Source organism: Rhodococcus wratislaviensis, assembly GCF_041228765.1.
In the GTDB taxonomy this organism is placed as follows: domain Bacteria; phylum Actinomycetota; class Actinomycetes; order Mycobacteriales; family Mycobacteriaceae; genus Rhodococcus_F; species Rhodococcus_F wratislaviensis.
Genome location: NZ_CP150489.1, coordinates 51572 through 71705 on the forward strand (window position 1 = coordinate 51572; position 20134 = coordinate 71705).

17 protein-coding genes and 1 pseudogene are annotated in these 20134 nt (G+C 66.0%); 15 read left to right on the forward strand and 3 right to left on the reverse strand.

The window, feature by feature from the left end; translation table 11 throughout:
- Nucleotides 1–101: 101 nt before the first annotated feature.
- The 5 genes from WKC72_RS39145 to WKC72_RS39165 all read left to right on the forward strand — a co-directional run bounded on the left by WKC72_RS39145 (nucleotide 102) and on the right by WKC72_RS39165 (nucleotide 5846).
- Nucleotides 102–1379: an IS256 family transposase gene (locus WKC72_RS39145; RefSeq protein WP_016884933.1), complete on the forward strand. Its 1278-nt coding sequence runs from the start codon at nucleotides 102–104 to the stop codon at nucleotides 1377–1379.
- Nucleotides 1380–2542: 1163 nt separating this feature from the next.
- The gene (locus tag WKC72_RS39150) at nucleotides 2543–3325 is read left to right on the forward strand and encodes a ParA family protein (RefSeq protein WP_370185185.1); all 783 of its coding nucleotides are present in this window, start codon (nucleotides 2543–2545) and stop codon (nucleotides 3323–3325) included.
- Nucleotides 3322–3693: a hypothetical protein gene (locus tag WKC72_RS39155; RefSeq protein ID WP_370185187.1), complete on the forward strand. Its 372-nt coding sequence runs from the start codon at nucleotides 3322–3324 to the stop codon at nucleotides 3691–3693. Before WKC72_RS39150 ends, WKC72_RS39155 begins: the two co-directional genes overlap by 4 nt.
- 157 nt (nucleotides 3694–3850) lie before the next feature.
- A complete protein-coding gene (locus WKC72_RS39160; RefSeq protein WP_370185189.1) occupies nucleotides 3851–5131 on the forward strand; it encodes a DUF2637 domain-containing protein in 1281 nt (426 codons plus the stop codon).
- 406 nt (nucleotides 5132–5537) lie between these two features.
- Entirely contained in the window at nucleotides 5538–5846 is a 309-nt protein-coding gene (locus WKC72_RS39165; protein WP_370185190.1) for a hypothetical protein, read from the forward strand.
- Nucleotides 5847–6664: 818 nt separating this feature from the next.
- Here WKC72_RS39165 and WKC72_RS39170 read toward each other — a convergent pair.
- Nucleotides 6665–7609, reverse strand: a complete 945-nt coding sequence (locus WKC72_RS39170; protein ID WP_370185191.1) for a phospholipase D family protein — start codon at nucleotides 7607–7609, stop codon at nucleotides 6665–6667.
- A gap of 595 nt (nucleotides 7610–8204) precedes the next feature.
- On the opposite strand from WKC72_RS39170, the gene WKC72_RS39175 reads away from it, so the two are divergent.
- From WKC72_RS39175 to WKC72_RS39215, 9 genes are all read left to right on the forward strand, one after another.
- A complete protein-coding gene (locus WKC72_RS39175) occupies nucleotides 8205–8390 on the forward strand; it encodes a hypothetical protein (protein ID WP_370185193.1) in 186 nt (61 codons plus the stop codon).
- 423 nt (nucleotides 8391–8813) lie between these two features.
- Nucleotides 8814–8969: a hypothetical protein gene (locus WKC72_RS39180; RefSeq protein ID WP_370185194.1), complete on the forward strand. Its 156-nt coding sequence runs from the start codon at nucleotides 8814–8816 to the stop codon at nucleotides 8967–8969.
- Nucleotides 8966–10894 carry a hypothetical protein gene (locus WKC72_RS39185; protein ID WP_370185195.1) on the forward strand — a complete coding sequence of 643 codons (1929 nt, stop codon included), beginning with the start codon at nucleotides 8966–8968 and terminating at the stop codon, nucleotides 10892–10894. Before WKC72_RS39180 ends, WKC72_RS39185 begins: the two co-directional genes overlap by 4 nt.
- Nucleotides 10894–11691, forward strand: a complete 798-nt coding sequence (locus tag WKC72_RS39190) for a hypothetical protein (protein ID WP_370185196.1) — start codon at nucleotides 10894–10896, stop codon at nucleotides 11689–11691. The genes WKC72_RS39185 and WKC72_RS39190 overlap by 1 nt, the downstream gene beginning before the upstream one ends.
- Nucleotides 11692–12003: 312 nt before the next feature.
- Nucleotides 12004–14004 carry a cutinase family protein gene (locus WKC72_RS39195; protein ID WP_370185197.1) on the forward strand — a complete coding sequence of 667 codons (2001 nt, stop codon included), beginning with the start codon at nucleotides 12004–12006 and terminating at the stop codon, nucleotides 14002–14004.
- Nucleotides 14001–14261, forward strand: a complete 261-nt coding sequence (locus tag WKC72_RS39200; protein WP_370185199.1) for a hypothetical protein — start codon at nucleotides 14001–14003, stop codon at nucleotides 14259–14261. The genes WKC72_RS39195 and WKC72_RS39200 overlap by 4 nt, the downstream gene beginning before the upstream one ends.
- A 537-nt stretch (nucleotides 14262–14798) precedes the next feature.
- On the forward strand, nucleotides 14799–16808 hold the full coding sequence (locus WKC72_RS39205) for an ADP-ribosyltransferase (RefSeq protein WP_370185201.1): 2010 nt from the start codon (nucleotides 14799–14801) through the stop codon (nucleotides 16806–16808).
- 70 nt (nucleotides 16809–16878) lie between these two features.
- A complete protein-coding gene (locus WKC72_RS39210) occupies nucleotides 16879–17049 on the forward strand; it encodes a hypothetical protein (protein WP_005263108.1) in 171 nt (56 codons plus the stop codon).
- The gene (locus WKC72_RS39215) at nucleotides 17046–18131 is read left to right on the forward strand and encodes an ADP-ribosylglycohydrolase family protein (RefSeq protein WP_370185204.1); all 1086 of its coding nucleotides are present in this window, start codon (nucleotides 17046–17048) and stop codon (nucleotides 18129–18131) included. The genes WKC72_RS39210 and WKC72_RS39215 overlap by 4 nt, the downstream gene beginning before the upstream one ends.
- Before the next feature lie 54 nt (nucleotides 18132–18185).
- Here the strand turns inward: WKC72_RS39215 and WKC72_RS39220 are convergent, their stop codons facing one another.
- Nucleotides 18186–18365: a YegP family protein gene (locus tag WKC72_RS39220; protein ID WP_005256424.1), complete on the reverse strand. Its 180-nt coding sequence runs from the start codon at nucleotides 18363–18365 to the stop codon at nucleotides 18186–18188.
- 153 nt (nucleotides 18366–18518) lie between these two features.
- Here WKC72_RS39220 and WKC72_RS39225 point away from each other — a divergent pair, with 153 nt between their 5' ends.
- Complete coding sequence (locus tag WKC72_RS39225; protein WP_370185206.1) at nucleotides 18519–18866, forward strand: Lsr2 family protein; 348 nt, start codon at nucleotides 18519–18521, stop codon at nucleotides 18864–18866.
- A 281-nt stretch (nucleotides 18867–19147) separates the two neighbouring features.
- Here the strand turns inward: WKC72_RS39225 and WKC72_RS39230 are convergent.
- Nucleotides 19148–20121, reverse strand: a pseudogene (locus WKC72_RS39230) (DNA ligase).
- Nucleotides 20122–20134: the final 13 nt, after the last annotated feature.

A 20134-nucleotide genomic window follows, 5' to 3' on the forward strand; every position in this document is an offset into this window, starting at 1 on the left:
CGGAAGGCCCGAGGGTGACCGCGTGTCGTTCCCTATGAGGACGGCCACCGCGTGAGGCTCTGTGAGAAACCGACCAAAGTTTCCACGAGAGGAGCCACGCGATGGCCCTGGACCAGTCTGCCCTACTCGCCCTGACCGAGTCACTGCGCACCGCCGACGGCGGCGACGTGATGCGGACATTGCTGACCACGATCCTGCAGGCACTGATCGAGGCCGAGACCACCGCCCACATCGGCGCCGACCGCTACCAACGCACCGACGAGCGCACCACCAGCCGCAACGGCACCCGAACGAAGACGGTCACCACCACCAGCGGCGACCTGGACGTCAAGATCGCCAAGCTGCGGTCCGGATCGTTCTTCCCGTCGCTGCTCGAGCCCCGCCGGCGCGTCGACCGTGCACTGCACGCGGTGATCATGGAGGCCTACGTGCACGGGGTGTCGACCCGCAAGGTCGACGACCTCGTCACCGCTCTCGGATCGGACACCGGAATCTCCAAGTCCGAGGTCTCGCGGATCTGCGCCGACCTGGACGAGGAGGTGACCGCCTTCAACACCCGTGAGCTGGGCGGACAGGAGTTTCCGTACGTGTTCCTCGACGCCACCTACTGCAAGGCCCGTGCCGGTGGCAGGCGCGGCGGGCGAGGAGCTGCGGTGGTCTCACAGGCGGTGGTGATCGCCACCGGGGTGGCCGCCGACGGGCGACGCGAGGTCCTGGGCTGCGCGGTCGGGGACAGCGAGACCGAGGCGTTCTGGGCCGAGTTCCTGCGGAGTCTGCGTGCACGCGGCCTGCATGGGGTTCAGCTGGTCATCTCCGACCACCACAGCGGTCTACGGGCCGCGATCGACACCGTGCTGCTCGGGGTGGCGTGGCAGAGGTGTCGGGTGCACTTCCTGCGCAACGTTCTCGCCCGTGTCCCCAAGGGGCAGGCGGAGATGGTCGCCGCCGCCATCCGCACCATCTTCAGCCAACCCGCCGGGAAAGATGTGCGGCAACAGGTGGACACCGTCGCGGCCATGCTCGAACCCCAGTTTCCCGCGGTGGCAACGATGTTGAGCGACTGCAAGGAGCAGATCACCGCGTTCGCGGACTTCCCCAAACCGCACTGGTGCAAGGTGTGGTCGACCAATCCCCTCGAACGCCTCAATCGGGAGGTCAAGCGCCGCACTGACGTGGTGGGGATCTTCCCCAACCCCGCGGCGCTGCTCCGGTTGGCGACCTGTGTGCTCATCGAAACCCACGAGGAATGGCAGGTCGGTGACCGCCGCTACCTATCCGAGGAATCGATGGCACAACTGCGCGCCCCCGAGCCGGAATCCTCGGCCGGGCACGCCGACATCCCCGCGAAGAAGGAGGAATCCACCGCCCTTACGGTATGATCACCGCAATCACAGCGCCACGCGCTCAACGATTTACACCACTCCACGGGGCTCTATCTATGCGAGCGTTGATTGCTCGCGTGCCGACGGCTGCTAGGAGCGACATAGTAGCTAGCGGTATAGCGACCGTTGCACTTACGCCGCTGGCGGAAATAGCAGTTCTCGCTCACAGAGATTGGACCGCTAGCCTAGCTAGCGGAGCGCCGCTAGCTCGAGAATCGTACTTGGTGGATCCGGGGCGAGGTCCGCTCGGGCGGCATGTCGAGCTATGAAGACTCGAAGCCGGCCTGTTCTGTTTCCCCGGGTTCCGCCCGTGCCTAGGCGGATGCGATCTGGTGGAGGGGTGCGTTTCGCGTGACGGTGCCTCGTGGCATAGTTGCCGCCGACGACTTCCTGACCTGCTGAAATATCAACGCTAGCTCCGATAGCATTGACGGGATCCGCTTTGGTAGCAGGGAGGGAAGCGCAAATATCCGGTCTAACTGGGCTATCGACTCTAGTCTTCATAGCGCGGATAGTTCTGCTATGGCGACGATCGCAGCTACTCGTTGTAGCGCAGCAATTCCCGCAATCGTCGCTATCAGAGAGACATCAGCAACGATATCTATCGGAGCTAGACGCCGTATGAGCGCTATAGTTGCGCCGCTTTCTATGGTCGCTTGCATGTCTAGTCCGACTTGCCTTTCGAGCCTTTCTAGGCGTTCTAGCCTTAATAAGCTGGCTATGCAGCCTAGGGGGCGTAGGGGTGCTTGCAGAGCTATGAGTGCGAACAGAGCTAAGAGCGCGATGCTTGCGACGGAAGTTTGGCTATCGATCGTTGCTGTCATCGCTATAAGCGCAGTCGTATCTAATGTCGCTATGAAAACTAGTGCAGTAACTGTTGTGAGCAAAGCTATTACAGAGACTGTAGATAGGGTCGCAACCATAGACGTCCTAGCTATGTTTGCGTCGGAAGCGTCGATTGCTATGAAAGCCAAACTAGAGCCACTAGTTAGGCTATGAACGCTAGCTCACCTAGCAAAGAGCGCTAGCGTTGCTCGGCGTGTCGAGCTAGTTCAGCGGCCAAGCCTGGCTATGCTCCCTACGCGAGCGTGCGGAGTTGCACTAACGCTCATCGCGCGCATCTGGAAGTCTCCTGGCCTCGACGGAACGGAAACCAAGTCATGACACGCAAATGCGCGATCTGCAATCAGAAGGGGGGAGTGGGCAAGACCGCCACGACCCTCGGTCTCGCGAGCGCAATAAGCAACGCCGGCGGACACGTCCTCATTGTCGACGTCGACCCCCAGGGCAACGCCACCAACGGCGTAGGCGTCACCATCACCGACGAGATGCTGACAACCTACGACCTGATGAGCCGAACCGAATCGGGCACGGCGATCGACGCCATCATTGCCACCCCATGGGACGGCGTCGATCTGATCCCGGCCGACCAGACGCTCGCGAACATCGAATCGGATGGGGCCAACGACCTCATCTTCCGCCTCGACATCGCCTTCGAAGGCCTCGACCTCTCCGCCTACGACGCCGTCCTCTTCGACTGCCCACCGTCGCTCGGCAAACTCCTCTTCGCCGTCTTCTGCGCAGTGGACGGGGTCATCGCAGTAACCGAGCCCACCATCGACAGCGTTCAAGGCGTCACCAAGCTCTTCGAAACCGTCGAGAACGTCCAGCGACGCCCCAACCCGAACCTGGCTATCGACAAGATCGTCCTCAGCCGACAGCGGGGGACAGGCGAACACCGATTCCGGGAGAGCGAACTGCGCGAGGTCTACGGCGACCTCGTCGCGCGCACCACCATCCCGGAATACGCCACCCGGCAGGACGCACACAGCGCGCGCACCCCCATCCACAAATTCACCGGCGGAAAATCCCTGTCATTGCAGCTCGCCTACACCGACCTTCTCAACGAACTACCCATCAAGACCGCAGGAGCAACCGTATGAGCGTCCAACGTGAACCCGCTATCCGCAGGCCGGCGCACCCTGCCGCAGATCTTCCTGAGCGCCCCCGGGTCGTCAAAGACCCCACCCCGGCCGCCGTCGACGAGCAGCCGACGCAACTTCCGACCGAATCGACCATCAGGTCTGTCGCCGACGTGCCCGTCACGCCGGTCTTGTCTCCTGCGCCCGAGACGGCATCGCCTGTCGAGAAGCTCAGCGAACAACACAACGTGCGGTTGCGGCCCTCGACCAAGGCGCGCCTGACGCGCGGTGTGGACAAGCTGCGCTACGAGACCGGGGACCGGAGCATCACCATCTCGTCGGTCACCGACGCCGCGCTTATCGAGTACCTGACCAAAAACGGCTGCTAGCACCGATAGCAACACTAGCTATCGGTGCTAGGTGGGCACTTTGTGGTTCGAGACATGCCCACCGCGACGCACTGGCCGCACCAACATAAGGAGGCCCCCGCCGATTGCGCCGGCGGGGGCCTCGTGGACCGGGACCCCGTGGAAGGAAACCCCGATCATGAACGACCTTAGTATCCGAGCAGCACAAATCCAGCTCCGCGCCCTGATTGCCGCCCTAATCGTTGCGATCGCCATTGCGGTCGGCATCACCACCGGAGCGTTCGTACTCTCGTTCGCCGTGCAACGCGACCTCGCAATGCAGGCCGGAATCCCGCACTACCTCACCTGGATCTTCCCCGCCATCGTCGACGGCGCAATCCTCGGCGCAACGATCGCCATCGTTGCGCTAAGCAAAATCAACGGCAGCGCAACGGGTAAGCACTTCTTTCTCTGGCTCGCCGTGGTCGTCGTCTTCATCAGCGTCTTCGGCAACGCCTACCACGCCTACCGCGCCGGCGAAGCAGCTGCGCGGAGTGTTGCAGCGGGCATCGACCTGGGATACACCCCACTGACTCCAACCGGCGCCTCCCTCATTGCAGTCATTCCACCACTCTTGGTCTTGGCTTTCACCCACGGTGTCGGAATCCTCATCAAGGCCATCGGCACCGCCCACACCGAGTACACCGCGGTCGTCCGAGACACCCGCGACCTCGAACAGCCGGACGGTGAGGACATCACGACCGATTACCCGACGGTGGCGGCTAAGTCGATGCCGGCATCGACACGGAACGTCGGCCACATTGCGTCCCTCGGTGCCCCGAGCATTGCGCCGGATCTCGACATTGCACAGGACCTCGACGTTGCACAGGACCCGAACGTTGCGCCTCGCATTGCTCACGCCGTTGCGCAGTTCGCCGACGCTGCAACAGCAGACGACTCCTCGGCACCCGACGACAGCCGTGAGACCGCCGCGGCCGGACCCGAGGGTTCCACTGGCGTTGCGGATGCCGCGCAACCAACCGAAGCGAACCCAGATGACCTCACCGACGTTGCGACCCTCACTGAGGAGCACGTTGCGCGCAGCGCACTGGACGGGCGCAACGCCGATGCCCTGAAGGTCGGCAATGCGCCGGAGGACTCGCAAGAGCCATTCGTGTTGCCGGACGAAGCCCAGACCATCGAGAACCTCCTCGACTTCATCGACACGTGCGCCGACTTCGAGCCTGTTGTGAAAGAGACGGCCCGACTGCGAATCATCGAACAGCACAGCTACGCGGAAATCGCCACGCTCACGCGGGCCAAGGCCGCAAGCACCGCAATGCGCCGATTCGACAAGGTTGCGCAACGCGCGGTCGACGCCGGGTTCCGGACGCCCCCGTTGCCGGAGCTCGAGGAGATGGCGGACGGACGCAATGCGGCAACGCTCGATCCGCAGTACACATTGGTCGGCGCACCCTGATCACCCGCCCCGGCAATGCGGCGACGGCCGGTTCGTACTCTCCGCGGCTCGACCGGGGAGACGACCCGACCAACAGCAACGAAGCTTGTCCCGCCCAGCAAATTCCGAACTTCCGCAACACCCAGCGCCTCTGACCGCAACACAGTCCGACGTTGCCGACCAACCAGATGAGGTTGGCAACGCAACGCGTGGTTGCGGAAACGCAACGCCGACAGTACGAGGTTGGCAACGCCGGCGCCCGATTCGGATGCAACAGACAATCGGACATGTGGACCGCAATGCAGATGCAACACCATCACAACGTCGGCGATCATCTGCGCATTGCAGGTGGGCGGGGCGCCGCGTTGCATGCTGGACGCCGGTGACTCATACAGTTCACTCAAGAAAAGTGGATGAGGGAGCGGTTGTGGAGTGGTTCGTGTCATTTTGGGATCTGGAGATTCAGCGGACATCGGTGCGCGCAGGGGAGGCATCCGATCGCGATGACGCCATGGCTCAGGTCATCGCCGCTGGGCGCGAGCTGGCGTGCCGTGACGACGGATCGGTGGTCAATAAGACTGCCCACATCCGCATCGGAACCGAGCTGGCGGTGGTGACCGGGTTCGACAGTCCACGCCTGGACGACGAAAACCTGCGCTGCCGCATCGAGGCTGCCATCACCGCGAAGCAACAACACGCCCGCACGATGCAGCAACGGATATCCGTCGAGCTCTAGTCGGGTCTCCTCTGGGGTAGCCTGGCGAGCTGACGGCCGCGCCGCAGAGACACACCGCCACTCGATCCCCGAAGTGGGGGAGTAGATCTGAATGATGATCGAACACGACGGTGACCGCGATCGATCGCGCCACGAAAGTCGAGTCCGGGTCCCGCCAAATGCCATCGCGGCCGCCCAAGTCGTTCGACGGTGCCGCGGGCATATCGGTGCGCGTCTCGACGCGGGTACGTTTCAGTTGCTGATCGGTTGGCGAACCCGTCTGGTGCGGCTCTTCTGGCAGGGGGAGAGCAGGCATAATTTCATCACGGTGACGTATGTGCCCGAGTCTGGGTCGGTTGTCTATTTCTTCGTCGGCGACCGGATGGCCAGCCGCGGATCGCCATCACGTGCGGTGGTGGCTGCGCCAAGGCTCAGATCGATTGGGCTGCAACACCCGGACCGGTGCGCGGCGTTATCGATCGTGCGCCGAAAGCTCCGCGACGGTAACCGCAAAGCGAGGATAGCTAACTTCGCTACGCTAGCTAGCGTCGCAGTGGGGGTTGCGTGTTGTGCAACGCACGGCACCCGTTGTGTGGTTCGTGTCTATCGAACACCCCGGCAGTCATTCTCGTGGCGAGCGGACTGCGGCGGAACTGGTCGATGGCATCGACGGAGACCGTGTTCGGCGATGAGGGCGACAGCATCAGCTACCCGCTCGACAATGCCCGAGTACGGGATCGATCTCGAGGACGAGAACGCCAGCGAGGTCCACGCAGACCTCGACGCATTCGAGGCGGCTCGGTGGTGGTGTGCGCCGCTCAAATTGGTGGCGCGGCTGCTCAGAGGTCCCACAGTCCCAGCAGCGCGGTCCGGAGGCTGGGTGAGCGGACGTAGTGGTCGGTCCGCAGCCGTGAGCCGGGGTGTCCGAGGTCGGTGAGTGCCTTCTCGGCGTCGGTGAGGGGCAGGGGTGGCGGGTCGGTGCGGGTGCGGAGGAAGTACAGCACCGCCCCGCCGGTTCGCGGGATCTTCATGGGGTCGGATACCACGACGGCGGGTGGGTAAATCCATGCGTCGTCGGCGGAGACGAAGATGATCACGTCGCCGCGCTTCACACTGCTGGGTTTGTCGAGGCGCAGCGATTCGAGCTGGTACTTCGCCGCCGGCCCTGCCGTGGTCCGCTGCCGCGACCGGTGCTGCTCGAGCACATGTTCTTCGGTGCGGGTGGGTTGATAGTCGACGGCGTGTTTGACGAACATCCGGGTGACCGGCGTCGGCAGAAAGTCCGTCCCGGTGCGGACGCGGCCGGTGACCCCGGGCAGGGGGACGGCGCGGCCGATCTCCCACTCCCGGATCGCATCGTCGAGGAACACCTCATCGACCTCGGTGAGCTCGTCGAGGCTGTCGATGAATGTCCGCACCGAGGCGATGATGTCGGGGTCGTCGGTGATGACCACGGCGTCGTCGGCGAGGGTGGAGTTTTCGGACGCGTTCGCCGACCCGATCACCGCTCGCCGACTGGTGGCGATCACCTTCGCGTGCAGGGTCGGCGACGACAGCACCCGCACCCCCTTGTTCACGTAGTACGCGAGGGCGGCGGGGGAGGTGGCGTGCGCCCGGACCGCGGCCTTGGAGGCGTTGACGACCAACAGGTCCCCGGCGCGCAGCGGGAGCAGTTCGGGTGCGTCCTGGCCGAGGTAGCCGATCGCGGCGTACCGGGCGCCCCGGGTGCGGATGGCGCGGGTGATGTGTGGCCACGGGCTCGGCCCGTGGAAGGTGGTCCCCATACCGACAGACGGTAACCGGGCCGCCTTGCGTGTGGTGCCGGTCCCTGGCAACGCTAAAGAAGCTAAAGGGGGACGCCGTCGGTCCGTCGCTCCCGGCGCGGGTCGACGGTGGCGCGTGCGGCGGGCTGACCGCGCCCGAGGTGCGGCGATCCGGTCGGATCACTTTGTTGCGGAAAATGCATCGGCATCGGCATCGGCCACGACCGTCGGCCCGACGCTTCTACGCTTGTGGGCACCACGAGACCAGCGGGAGAAGGATGATGAGTTACGAAGCGATCTACGACGGGGTCCGTTATCCGCTCGCCGATGCGGCCGCCGCGCACGGCCTCGAGGAAGCTATCCGGGCCTCTTCGCAGACAACGGCAACGGCGGATTCGTCGGTTTCGTCAGCCAGAACTCGACGGTTCGCCTGCTGATTACGCCGGCGACTCCGGTCGCGATCCGGGGCAGTGACGAGCCGGACCCGAGCGTCGTCCATCGCTGGTAACCCCGCCCGCAGGCGTACCTTCGGACCGCGGCGGTGTGTCCGTCCGCCCGGAGGACCGGGTGTAAGCGAGATTTCGGCGACGATCCACCGCCAGCGAAGGAGGGTAGGGTGCCCGGCCTCATCTCTGGGCGGCGTCACCTACGGCATCAGCCGCACCGGATTCGAGCCACCTGCATGCTGCTCGCACGGTTCGCCGAGGGACACACCACGGGGGTGGCTATGTCCCTCACCCACGACGGCGCCCGGCACTACCTGTTCATCACGCCCGGGGTGCCGATCACGCCGGTGGAATGACGAATCCGAGAGTGTCTAGTCGTGACGGCTTCCTGGACTGACGTACCCGGGCAGTGTCTCCGGCGATGTCACCACCGGCGGCGTCACTGCCTGCGCCCGTAGCACCCCGTCACATCTCGGGCACAAATCTGCACGCAAACATGCCCGCGAAGATACCTGCAATAAGGCCCGTAGTGGGTAGGGTGATGTCCGCGCAAGCACACGGCGGCACACGCGGAATACGAGTGGGTGGGTATGGCGAAGGTAGGACATTCCGACGGCGGCGCCCGCCGCCGCCCGACCAGAGCCCGAGATGGCGCCGCGGGGTCGGGGACGCGCGCTCCCGGCGCGAAAGGTTCCTCCGATGCGGGAACGCCGAGTCCGGAATTGACGGCGAAGTTGGAACCGCGGAAGGGACCAACGAAGGTTCCGCTCAATACCCGGGTGCTGGCCTCGACGGAGGCCCGGTTGACCTGGCTGGTGAACGATCGCCAATCCACGGTGACCAACGTGGTGGACGTGGCCCTGCAGGAGTTCTTCGACCGCTACAGCGTCCCTCCGGCAGATCATGACGGCCGGATCGCCGAGCAGGAGTCATGAGCGGTCCGTGGGAGCAGATGCCTCTGTTCGCACTGCCCGAGGCGACCCTGACGACGTCTCCCGCCTCCACCGATGATGCTGCTGTCCCCGACGACGACTCTGCCTCCGTCGAAGCTGGTGTCTTCGTCGCAGCCGATCAGGCGGACTCCGAGCCAGCCGTTGCCGCACACCCCGAATCGTCCGAGCAGTCGGACGCCGACTACGCCGACGACGCCCCGGCTCCGCCGTCTCTCGAGGTGGACGACAACGAAGCGGTGGACAACGAAGCGGTGGACGGCGACGAGGGGGATGACGACGAGGCTGGCAGCGCCGCGGCGGATCCGCCGGTGTGGGAGGCGCTTCCGGCCGGAGACGAGGCCGATGGTCATGCGTTGATCGTGACCGCTGCGGGCACGTACACGCCGTCCGGGCGGGAGTTGACCGGGCCGGTCGACTCGGTCGAGAAGCTGGACAAACTGATCCGCTGGGCCTCGCTGACACCGTTGGGCGCCCCCGCACAGATCTGGATCGTCGGACAGGCCGCGTGCGAGCTGCTCGGGTGGATCATCGACCCAGGCAGCGAAGACGACGTCGACGACATGGAAGCCCTCCGCAACCGCGCCGCCCAAGAACTGACCGCCGTCCTCCACGCCACCCTCACCCCACTGCTGAACGCGGGCTGGGAACTGCGCGGCGACCCCGGGCACGTGGTGCACCTGTCCCGCTCGATCGGGAACTTCACCTCGATGGTCGATGTGGTAATAGAACCGTACGTGTGGACCTACTGGAACAAGGACTTCGGTTGGCACAACCGGGTCGGCGACATGGGTATCCTCGGCGCACCGACGGCCGGAACGTATCTCCCGGACGACGACCTACCCGCCGCACGGGAACTCGGTCGCCGGTTGGCCTGGTGCGCCAAGCACCTCGGGGTGCTCCCGGGACCAACGCCCGCGCGCACCGGCGCCGCTCTCGTCGACAAGATCAAGCGTGAACGCATCCGCAGCGGCAAAGGCATCGTCGTCACCACACCCGGCTCGGTCCCACCGCTGGACGGCCCGCCACGTGGAGACCTCGAACCCGCTGTCGGTTGGACCCGCGTCCCGGAGGCCGATGACCTCGACAACGCCCACCGGTTGGTCTCGATCGATCAACGCGCCGCCTACCTCGCATCCGCCGGCATGCTCGAATTCGGCTACGGGCAGCCCAAACACCTGACTGGTGACACTGCCGCGGCCGCGGCGGTGACGGAGAAGGGTGCACCCTTCGGGCTGTGGCGGATCACCCTGCCTCCCGGGCAGGCACTTTCGCTGCCCGAGAAACTCCCGTTGCCGCACCCCCACATGCTCGCGGACCAACCGGTCCAGACTTGGGTGACCACGGTCAGCCTCGACGGACTGTGCTCACCAGTGGCAGACGGAGGAATCGGCGCCGAACTCGACGACCTGGACATCACCGAGGCCTGGGTCTACCCACAACAGGGCCGCGCCCTCGACAAGTGGGCCAAAATCCTGCGCGAGGCCCGGAAGGCCGCGGTGGACACCGACGACGAAGCGACGAAGCGGTTCCTCGGCACCTGCTACAAGGGTTACATCGGGCGAATGGTCAACCCGGACATGTGGACTGCGAAGCAGATGCAACATCACCACCAACCGCTCTGGCGTGCGGCGATTATCGCGCACTGCCGGTGGCGCGGCCGCCGGGTGGCGATGCGGATTGCCCGCGAGCACGGCCGCTGGCCGGTCCGTACCGTCACCGACTCCTGGGTGTACTTCCTCGCCGATGGCGAGGACATTGCCGACGCAAGCGAGGCGCTGGGGAAGATGTCGGTGGAGAAGGACGTGGTCCTCGCCGACACACTCCTGTCCGCCTTCACTTCGGCGCAGGACGTTCACGACGTGAACCTTGCGATCAAGGCGGCGTTCGCCGAGGAAGAAGACGACTGATGGCACTGCATCTCCCGAAGCCGCGCACCAAGAAGCCCGCGCAGGAGGCGGTCGGCCTCGACGGCCTCAAGGTCTCGGTCGCCAACGCCGCGACCAGCGGTGTCGAGAAGTCGAAGCAGGTCAAAAGTGGGGGACTGGCGGGGCTGACCAGCAAAGTCTCCGTCAAGCAACTGCGCACGGAACTCGGCAACGAGGGCCTGCGGCAGGCGGCGATCGATGCCGGCCGCACCCCGCCGTCGGCTCGTACGTTGCGCCGGTGGGCGCAGCAAGGCCGCATCCCGCATGCCGATGTTCTCGAGCGTGCGCAACGCCGTGCGGCGATCGAACGTCTCGGCGGCGTCGATGCCGTGGCCGCGAAGATCGGGCGGTCCCGCTCCGCCGTCTCCCGATACCGCTCCGGGGAAACCAACGAGCTGCGCGCCGACGCCAGCAAGAAACTCAAAAACGTCAAGGCGCAGGACATCATGAAACGCGCCGGCGTGTTACGCCCGGACGGAACCCCCAAAAAAGCGGTCATCCGGGTCAAGGGTGGTGTCATGGTCCGCAACGGCGCCGACGAGGGCTACGACTACCGGGTCCGGACCCTGGATTTCGCGAACTCGGACACACCGTTCACCAGTGAGGAGTCCCGCGAACTGGCCGCCGCACTGGCCAACGACGATCACGCCCGGGTCGTCGCCTTGCTCGAAAGGCACGCCACCCTCGACTACCCCGAGAACAAGGGCTTCGACAAGTACAGCGACCAGTTCGGATTTCACTTCGACCACATCGACTCCGTCCACATCGACTGGATCTGATCGCAGGCATCACAGGCCTAGGAAATTCGGGGGGACGTGTCGTGTCCGCAGTCCGATCGCGGAAGCCCTGCTATTGCAGCTAGCGGTTCTCGCAACGCTACGGGGGTACGCGGCGGTGGCCGGGTGGCAGGCGACCGCGAATGGTGGCGGGGCAGCAGAAGTTATCCACGTACCCCGTTGAATTCCGCTGCCGGATTCGGTCACCGTATGCACCTCACCTCATCGGTGTGTGTTCTTCGGAGGCTGCGTGTGGCATCCCGGGGCCGCATCGAGGGGTGAGCTTCATAGCTCGCGGCTACAGATGAGGTGCCCATGCCCGCAAGACGTTCGAGAGCCCGCAACGTGGTCGCTCTCGTTGTGTGCGCGACCGTCGCCGGCAGTGTCGCGGTGACCGCCCCGGCTATCGCGCACGCCGACCCCACCAGTTGTGCGGCGACGTTCAACCTGCTCATCCCCGGTACCTGGGAGACATCAGAGAACGCCGACCCCCACCAAGCGGTGGGGATCCTCGCACCGGTCGCCGACGCCATCACCGTCGCCCACGGTAACCGGGCGCAGGTCTATACCCTCCCGTACATGGCCCGCGCGTTCGACAACGGACACACCTACGCCGACAGCAAGGTTGACGCCGTCACCAGGGCGACGGCGGTCCTCACCGACGTCTCCCGCAAGTGCACGAACACGAAGTTCACGATTACCGGCTACTCACAGGGCGCCGACGCCGCCGGCGATCTTGCCTCTCGGATCGGCAACGACAACGGACCGATGCCCGCCGACCGTGTCCTTGCCGTCGGCCTGCTCGCCGACCCCGGCGCCGGCACCAAAGGCTCCGCGACTGTGGGTCCTCGCACCTCCGGCCACGGCATCGCCGACCCACGCCCCCACGGGATGGGCACGCTCTCCGGCCGGGTCGCCTCGATCTGCGATCCCGGGGACCTGTACTGCTCGATCCGCAAGGGCGACAACCCACTCCTGGGCTCGCTCGGGTCGATCCTGTCCAAGACCCCCGGCACGAACGGCAACACCAGCAACAATGGCGACACCAGCACCGACGGCGGCAACGCCCGGCTGGCCACCGCCCTGACCTCCGACTTCTCCGGCGCCGACCTGCCCGCCTTAGGCCGCAACGTCGCCACCCTCTCCCAGCAGCTCTCCGCCCCGAACATCGACATCGGCGGCGTGGCGGCGACGGCATCGTCCCTCGCCACCACGCTCGCCCCGATCGCCGACCTGATCGACTCCGGGACCGCGCACGCCGCCACCGCCCAGCTGTCCGCAGCCCCAGTAGGTAGCCCCGAACATGGCGCCTCCGAGGTCCTTTCGAAGGCCGGGGCATCGGATCTGTCTGCCGCACTGACCACCGTGACGACGATCGCCGACACCGCACGGAAGCTGACCGATGCGGGGACTTCGACCGTGGCCGCCACGTCAGGGGATGCGGCGCAGTTGTCGGCCGCGGCCACCACCCTCGGTGATCACCTCGCCCCGCTGACCTCCACTCCAGCCGATGCGCTGCAGGGCGCGTCGACTGTGCTGTCGGTGCTGAAGCCGGCCACGGTGGTGGGTCAGGTTCTCAATGTCGCCACCGGGGTGACCGCTCTCGACATGCCGGGCGTTCTCCGCAACCTCACGGTGTTGCCGCGGAAGGTCGCCGCCCTCGACGCCCGCGGTGCGCACCAGGTGGCGGGGGAGCTGAACAACCAGTTCTCGCCGTTGGTGAAGATGGCCGCGGCCGTGGATCTTCGCTGGGTTTCGCAGGTGCTCTCGGTCATCCCGGACCCCACCGGGTACACCCAGATCGCCGCACTCGTGGCGTCCATCCTGGGAGGCGTCGACGTCATCCGGCTGGCCACCCTCATCGGGCAGATCCAGGAAATCGCCTGGACCGCGGTGGAGAAACTGCTGCCACCCCCGGGGAAGGCACCCGACCCCCTCGGAGCGGGCGCCGCGATGGCCGGCCTGCTGCCCGTCGGCCTCGACCTGGCCTCGGTGGCGGTGAACATGCTCTCCGGCAAAGCCTCCAAGACCCCACCGGAACTACTCGGCAAAGCCTCGAACACAGCGGCGACCAGCATCAGTACCCAAACGGAGAATGTTGATCTTCCGGCGCTGACCGGCTCACTGACGACCATGGCCCAATCACAGGGTGCCGAGGACCTGACCGCCCTGGTCGGCGAAGGCCTGAAGGCCGCGAGTTTCTTCACCTCCGGCGCCCACACCAACTACAACGCGCTCGTCGTCGACAACGTCGGCCGCAACGCGATCACCTGGCTGTCCGATTGGCTCAATCTTCAGATCGAACGGTCCGTATGACCTCCCGCGCCTACAACCCGGCCGCCCGCTGGACCTTCTGCCACCTGTGTCATCACCGCGGCTATCACAGCCGCGCCGACGCCAAAGCGGTCCGCAAACGGCACCCCGGCGAGAAGGGACTCGCCGTCTTCGTCTGCCCGCACACCACGGGACTGTTCCATATCGGTCACCGCCCAGACGCGCTGACCAGCGGGCAGATCGACCGGCAACGACTCCGGGGCCAAGCAGTGCGAGCAGCACGAGGTCAGCGGCAGTGAGCCGCCACAGCACCACGCTCCGACCCCCGCTCGCCCTCGCGCCCGGTGCCCTCGGTTGCTTCGGGGGCGCCGGCCACCACCCTGGCATCGCCGACCACAATGGGGTTGCCACCTGGACGAATGACACGTCTCACGTAAGGATCTCGCTTGCAACATACAGCCGTGAACTTGTAAAGTATGGGCCTGGCGGGCGGCGAGATGATTCTCGGACATCTGCTGCCCGAGGCAGGCTGGCGCGAAGCGGACCGGGGCGGGGGTGTGAACGACATGCCCCACGACAACGTACTCATTACGCGCGTGCACCCGGCAGCACGGCGATGTAACCGACTCGCCCGCCATGTGATCGGCGGCCGACCCGCGTGTGGGGACGTGCCGTCTGCCCAGAAAGATGCCCCGATGTGCCGCTCGAAAGCCCACGGAAATGGGCGCCGCTGCCCCGGCTGCGGAAGCTACAAGGCCGCCGCAAAAGCCAACGCGAACAGACGACTGGGCCGCGAAGCCCGGAAAAAGGTGGTCGACCACCTGAAACAGCAAGGCATGGCTCTGACCGCGGCCGCGGTGCAATCGGCACCACCGAGCGTCCTGCCGGAGCTGATGGCCGCGTTGGGAATCGACCCCTCGGTGCTGGGGGACACCCCGATGCCGAGCACCCACGCCAAGCCCCCGTCGGCGAAGCTGCTGATCGCCCATGCTGAGGCCGAGCGCGTGAAGCTGGCCAGCTCGCAGATTACTTCGGCGCAGGCCGCTCTCGATGAAGCCGAGCAACGCGTCGCCGACGCAGACGCGGAGGCTGAGGAAGCCCGCAAGGCGGTCAACCGGATTCGGGCCCGACTGAGGAAGGCAAAGAAGGCTGTCGAGGACGGCACCGGTTCATCGTTCGACATCGCAGCGAAGCAGAAGGACCTCGACGACGCCAAACAGGCATATCTCGACGCCAAGCGCCGACAGGTCGAGGCCCGGGAAGATCTGGCCGCAGCGAAGTTCGGGATGCGCGACGACATGACCACCGACGCCGAACGCGACGCCTACTACGCGTCGCTCTCGGATGACGAGGTCGACACGATCACCCGCGCGCTCAACCGCCGCTCCGCAGCTGAAGCGGCGCAGGCGCTCACCGAGGGCGGCCAGCCCGCCCTGGCGTCGACTCCCCGCGACACCACCGTCTACAGCGCGGGCACCATCGCGATGGAAACCGGATCCGGTGTCACCGAAGTCGAGGGGCGCATCCTCGACGGCGGCACCGCCATCTACCGGCGCGGCGCCTCGGACTTCGTCATCTTGCAACGCAACGGCGACGCCTACCATCCGGTTGCCCAGGCGCACGGCAAGAACGACGCCCTGGCCAAGGCCAACCGTATCCCCCTCATGACCGGGCCCGATCCGTTGCCCGCGCAGGCCACCGAGATGCAGAAACAAGCCCACGCCATGAAGGGGGACATCGCCCTCGTCGTGGCCCGCCGAGCCGTCGACGGCTACGCCTCCACACCGTCCGCTCAACAGGCGACGATCGACGAGGAGATGGCCGAGGCGCGGGACAAACTGACCGACTCGGTCGGCGGCGGCCCCGCCCACGCGGACATCCACGACGGCATCAAGCGGCACCGGCGGGTACTGCGCCAACGGTCGGCGGTCGAGGCCGGCGAGCAGGCCCGGGCGACAGCACTGGCCGGCGGCGCCACCAAGGCCGAGGCTGACGCCGCCTACGCCAAGGCGCACCGGCGCGCACTGGGAACCCCCACGGTCGGCGGCGGCACCATCCCGCACTTCGACCACGACATCCCACCGCAGAGCCTCGGCGCCGACAAGCACGCCAGCTTGTGGCGCAGCGGAATCCGCGCCTACGGCAAGGAAACCGCCGACGACTACCCGGTGATCGCCCAGCGGGCAGGCGACCTGAAGGCCTGGGGATTTACGACCGCACCCGGCGGGCACGTGCAGACCTCGAACATCGGCGCGCTGACCACCTCCAACGCGCAGTTCGTGCAGAAGATGCTCAGCTACAAGGAACGCAGCGCACTGACCACCTACACCGGCGGCAGCTACCGCTCGATCAACGCCGCCATCACCGGCCGCGACGCGAACCCGTCCGGGCACATCAAGACCGTGGTGTCCCAGCTGGACTCCGCATTCGACAAGTTCCGCGGCCACAACCCGAACACACAACCGATGACCCTGGTCCGCGGCACCCAGGTCCCGAGCGGGTGGACGGGCAGCACCGAGGAATACATCGACTCGGCATTCACCGTCGGTTCCCGCATGGAGATCGGCAAGGTCACCAGCTTCTCCACCAACCACGGCACGGCACACAACTTCGCCGGCCACCCGCCGTACATGATGGTCGTCCGCACTAGGGACGGGCTTCCGGTCAAATCGATCTCGAGCTACTCCTCCGAAGACGAGGTCGTCCTCCCGATGGGCACCCACCTGCGCTGTGTGAAGGTCGACCACCACGGCATCGGCGGCCGACCGACCGTCTACATGGTCGCCGAAGACCTCGTCGCCGAAGCCGACGACGGCACCGGCGGCAGCGCGACCAAGGCCGCGTAACCCATTCTCTACCAGTTAAAATGACACGTCCCCTCCCGAAGAAGGGGCGACGAGGGAAGGACCAATCACCATGGCCGCACTCACCGACGAGCAACTCGACGAGATCCGCCGGCACCTCGACGAAGGCATGACCCCCGACGCCATCGCCGACTACCTCGGCCGCGTCGCCGACCTCGACCTGATGGACATCGTCACCATCCGCTCCGCGGCCGTCGCCCTCTCCCGTGGGGAGACCCCATGACCGCACCCACCGCCGGCAGCGACACCGCACTACTCGTCCGCTACGGAAACGCCCTGACCGGCTTGGCTGCCGGCGATGCCTGGGGCTACCAGGTCGAATTCACCAGCTACGCCCAGATGCCGGCCTACCCGGTCGCCCCACCCGCTGGCTGGTGGGTGATCTCCGACGACACTCAGATGACCCTTGCCCTTCATTGGGCTCTGGCCGAGGTCACCGACTTCGACGACATCGAAGCCGTCACCGACGCGATCACCCGGCAGTTCCTGCTGTGGCAGGTCGACCCCGACAACACCCGGGCGCCGGGCCGCACCTGCATGAATTCCCTGAGGAACTTGCGTGCCGGTGCCCGCTGGTACGACACCGCCGGCGCCGTCGAATCCGCCGGCTGCGGGGCCGTGATGCGCCTGGTCCCCACCGCCTTCGCCCCCGACCCGTACTGGTTGGGCCTGACCGCACTGCAGGCCGTGATCACCCACAAACACCCGCGAGCCGTGGTGCCCGCATTGCTGCTCGCCGACGCCATCCGCCACGCGCCCGAGTACCGCGGCCGGTTCCTCGAGCACACCCAGACAGCGGCTGCGCAGATCCACAATGGCACCAGCGCCTGGACCGCGGATCCCTACCTGCGGGATGTCCTCGCCCCGATCACCGGGGACGTGTCGTCATACCTGGTAGAAGGGCTGAACGACGGAACCGCGGATATCCTCACCGCCGCCGCGGGCCGACTCGAACAGCTGTGCCCTCTGCCGCCGGCCGACTTCGGGGACCCCTGTGCCGGTATCGGTGAGGGGTGGGAGTCGGCCAGTGCGGTCGCCCTGGCCCTGCTGGTCGCCGACCTCGCCACCACCTCCGACGATGCTGGCACCGCCGCCTTGACCGGGCCGGAGGCGCTCGCCTGGGCATCGACGAGCAACGGCGACTCGGACTCCATCGCCTGCATCGCCGGCGGCCTCATCGGCTCCGCCCACCCCGAAAAGGACTACTGGGCCGCAGCGGGCCTGACACCCACCTTCGAGCCCCGCTACGCCGAGGAAATCATGGCTGCGGCCAGCCAGCTCCCCGTCGGTGCTCCGGCCGACTGACACTCCTGCCGCGTCTTGTTCTCGCGACGTTACGGCCCCGACATGGAGCGGGTGTCAGGTCAGGTCGTCGGTCGGGGCGGTTGCCGCATTGGATTTGATCGACTCAATCCCGTTCTGGGCCGCCGCCTTCGATGTGTAACCCTGACTGGCCGCGATGATTTCGCCGTTCGCAGCCTTCAAGTGAAACCGAAACTGTCCGGCGGTGTCCTTGAACAGCTCGAACTTCGCAGTCATCGCTCCTCCTCCGGTGAGTCCACGAGTGTCGCGGACCCCGTGCCACTTCACGGTAGGTAGACCGAGAGCCCACCGGCGGCAGAACACTCTTTTCTTCCGGTACTGCCAGTAGTGTCGTCTGGTCCGTACCGAAGAACTCGAGGAGTGGAAATTGTGGCACGCAAGGTCGTAGTAGAGCTGGCCGACGACATCGACGGCACCGTCTTCGGCGACGACGGTGAGAGCATCCACTATGCCGTCGACGGCGTCGAGTACGTGATCGACCTGAAGGACGAGCACGCGAAGGAACTCCGGGAGACCTTCGAGTACTACATCGCCCACTCCACCCGGGTCGGCGGCCGCAAACACCGCGCGGACCGGCAGGTCAACCCCACTGCTCCGAAACGGGCATCGGGCGAAACGAAAAAGATCCGCGCCTGGGCGATCGAGCAGGGCCACCAGCTCTCCTCCCGCGGCCGCATCCCCGCAGAGATCGCGCAGGCCTTCCACGACGCCCACTGACCACGTGTGACCCGTGCAGGATCGCCACCCCTCGCCGGGACACCAGCCTTCGGAATACCAGCAGATCGTCCGCTGTTGAAGAGGTCGACGGTGGCGCTCATACCCCGGGTACCACACCAGAAGAGTCGCTGCGAGCGACCACTTGCCGAGAGGCGATATGGCGTCACCGTCCCCCCGACCGGGTAAGACCTACAGTGCGTAGCGTTCCCGGGTGAAGGGGGATGAGGAGCCGCTGTCACCGGGGAAGGCGACAGCGGCTTCCCTTGATCGGATACGCTCCGTCACAGCAAGTCCCGGGTGATCGACCCCGGATCCAGATCTCCTCGCTGCCCTTTGAAACCGGGATGCCGAAGCCCGCCCGGAAGATATTCGCGATACGCGACGTCCACCGGATCGACCTAGCGCACGATCCCGTGCTCCTGTGCGGCCGCGACCTCGGACTCTGCTCCGAGCGGACTGGTACGGCGTTCGAGGAGGGCCAGCTTCTCCCTGAGCTGGTGGCGCACCGCCATGGTGAATCCGGTCGACACCGCACCCACATAGCGGAGAACCGCGTCGTCGTCGTAGGCGCCGAGGACGAGAGCGCCGACCATGTTGCGCTGAACACCGCCACCCGGGACCCAGCCGACCACAAGGGCAGAACTTCTGCTGCGCAACAACACTTTCCGCCACGACCGGGTGCGCTGACCGGGCAGGTAAAGCGAGGCACCCGCTTGAAAATCGCGCCTTCCATCATGGAATTTCGGGCGGCATCCAGAATGACAGGACCATCGACGCCTATCCAGTGCGGCAAGAACTGGACGGGCAGGCCCGCGCCGTGCAGCTCGTGCCCGAGGTCGCTCAGGGCGGCACGGCGCTCCAGATACGGGGCCGCCATCAGATCCTCCCCGTCGGCAGCAAGAACGTCGAACGGCAGATACGTGACCGGCACCTGCCGGCGCAGGGCCGTCGTCGGGCGCAAGGCGTTCGCCCGCTTCTGCAAGCGGGCGAACGACGGCCGCCCCTGGGCAAGAGCCACGATCTCACCGTCAAAGACGATACGGCCACGCCCGCCGAACTTCTCGGACAGCACCGCGACCACCTCCGGGTACGAGGAGGTGACGACGTTGAGGTTGCGGGTCCACAACACCGGCCGCTCGCCGCCGCCGACCGCAGCTAATAGGCGGAAGCCGTCGTACTTCATTTCCGCCGCCCAGTCGTCGGTGTTTTCCGGTGGTTCACCCGGGATGGCCAGCATCGGCGCGATCAGCCGCATAGGGCCGATTGTG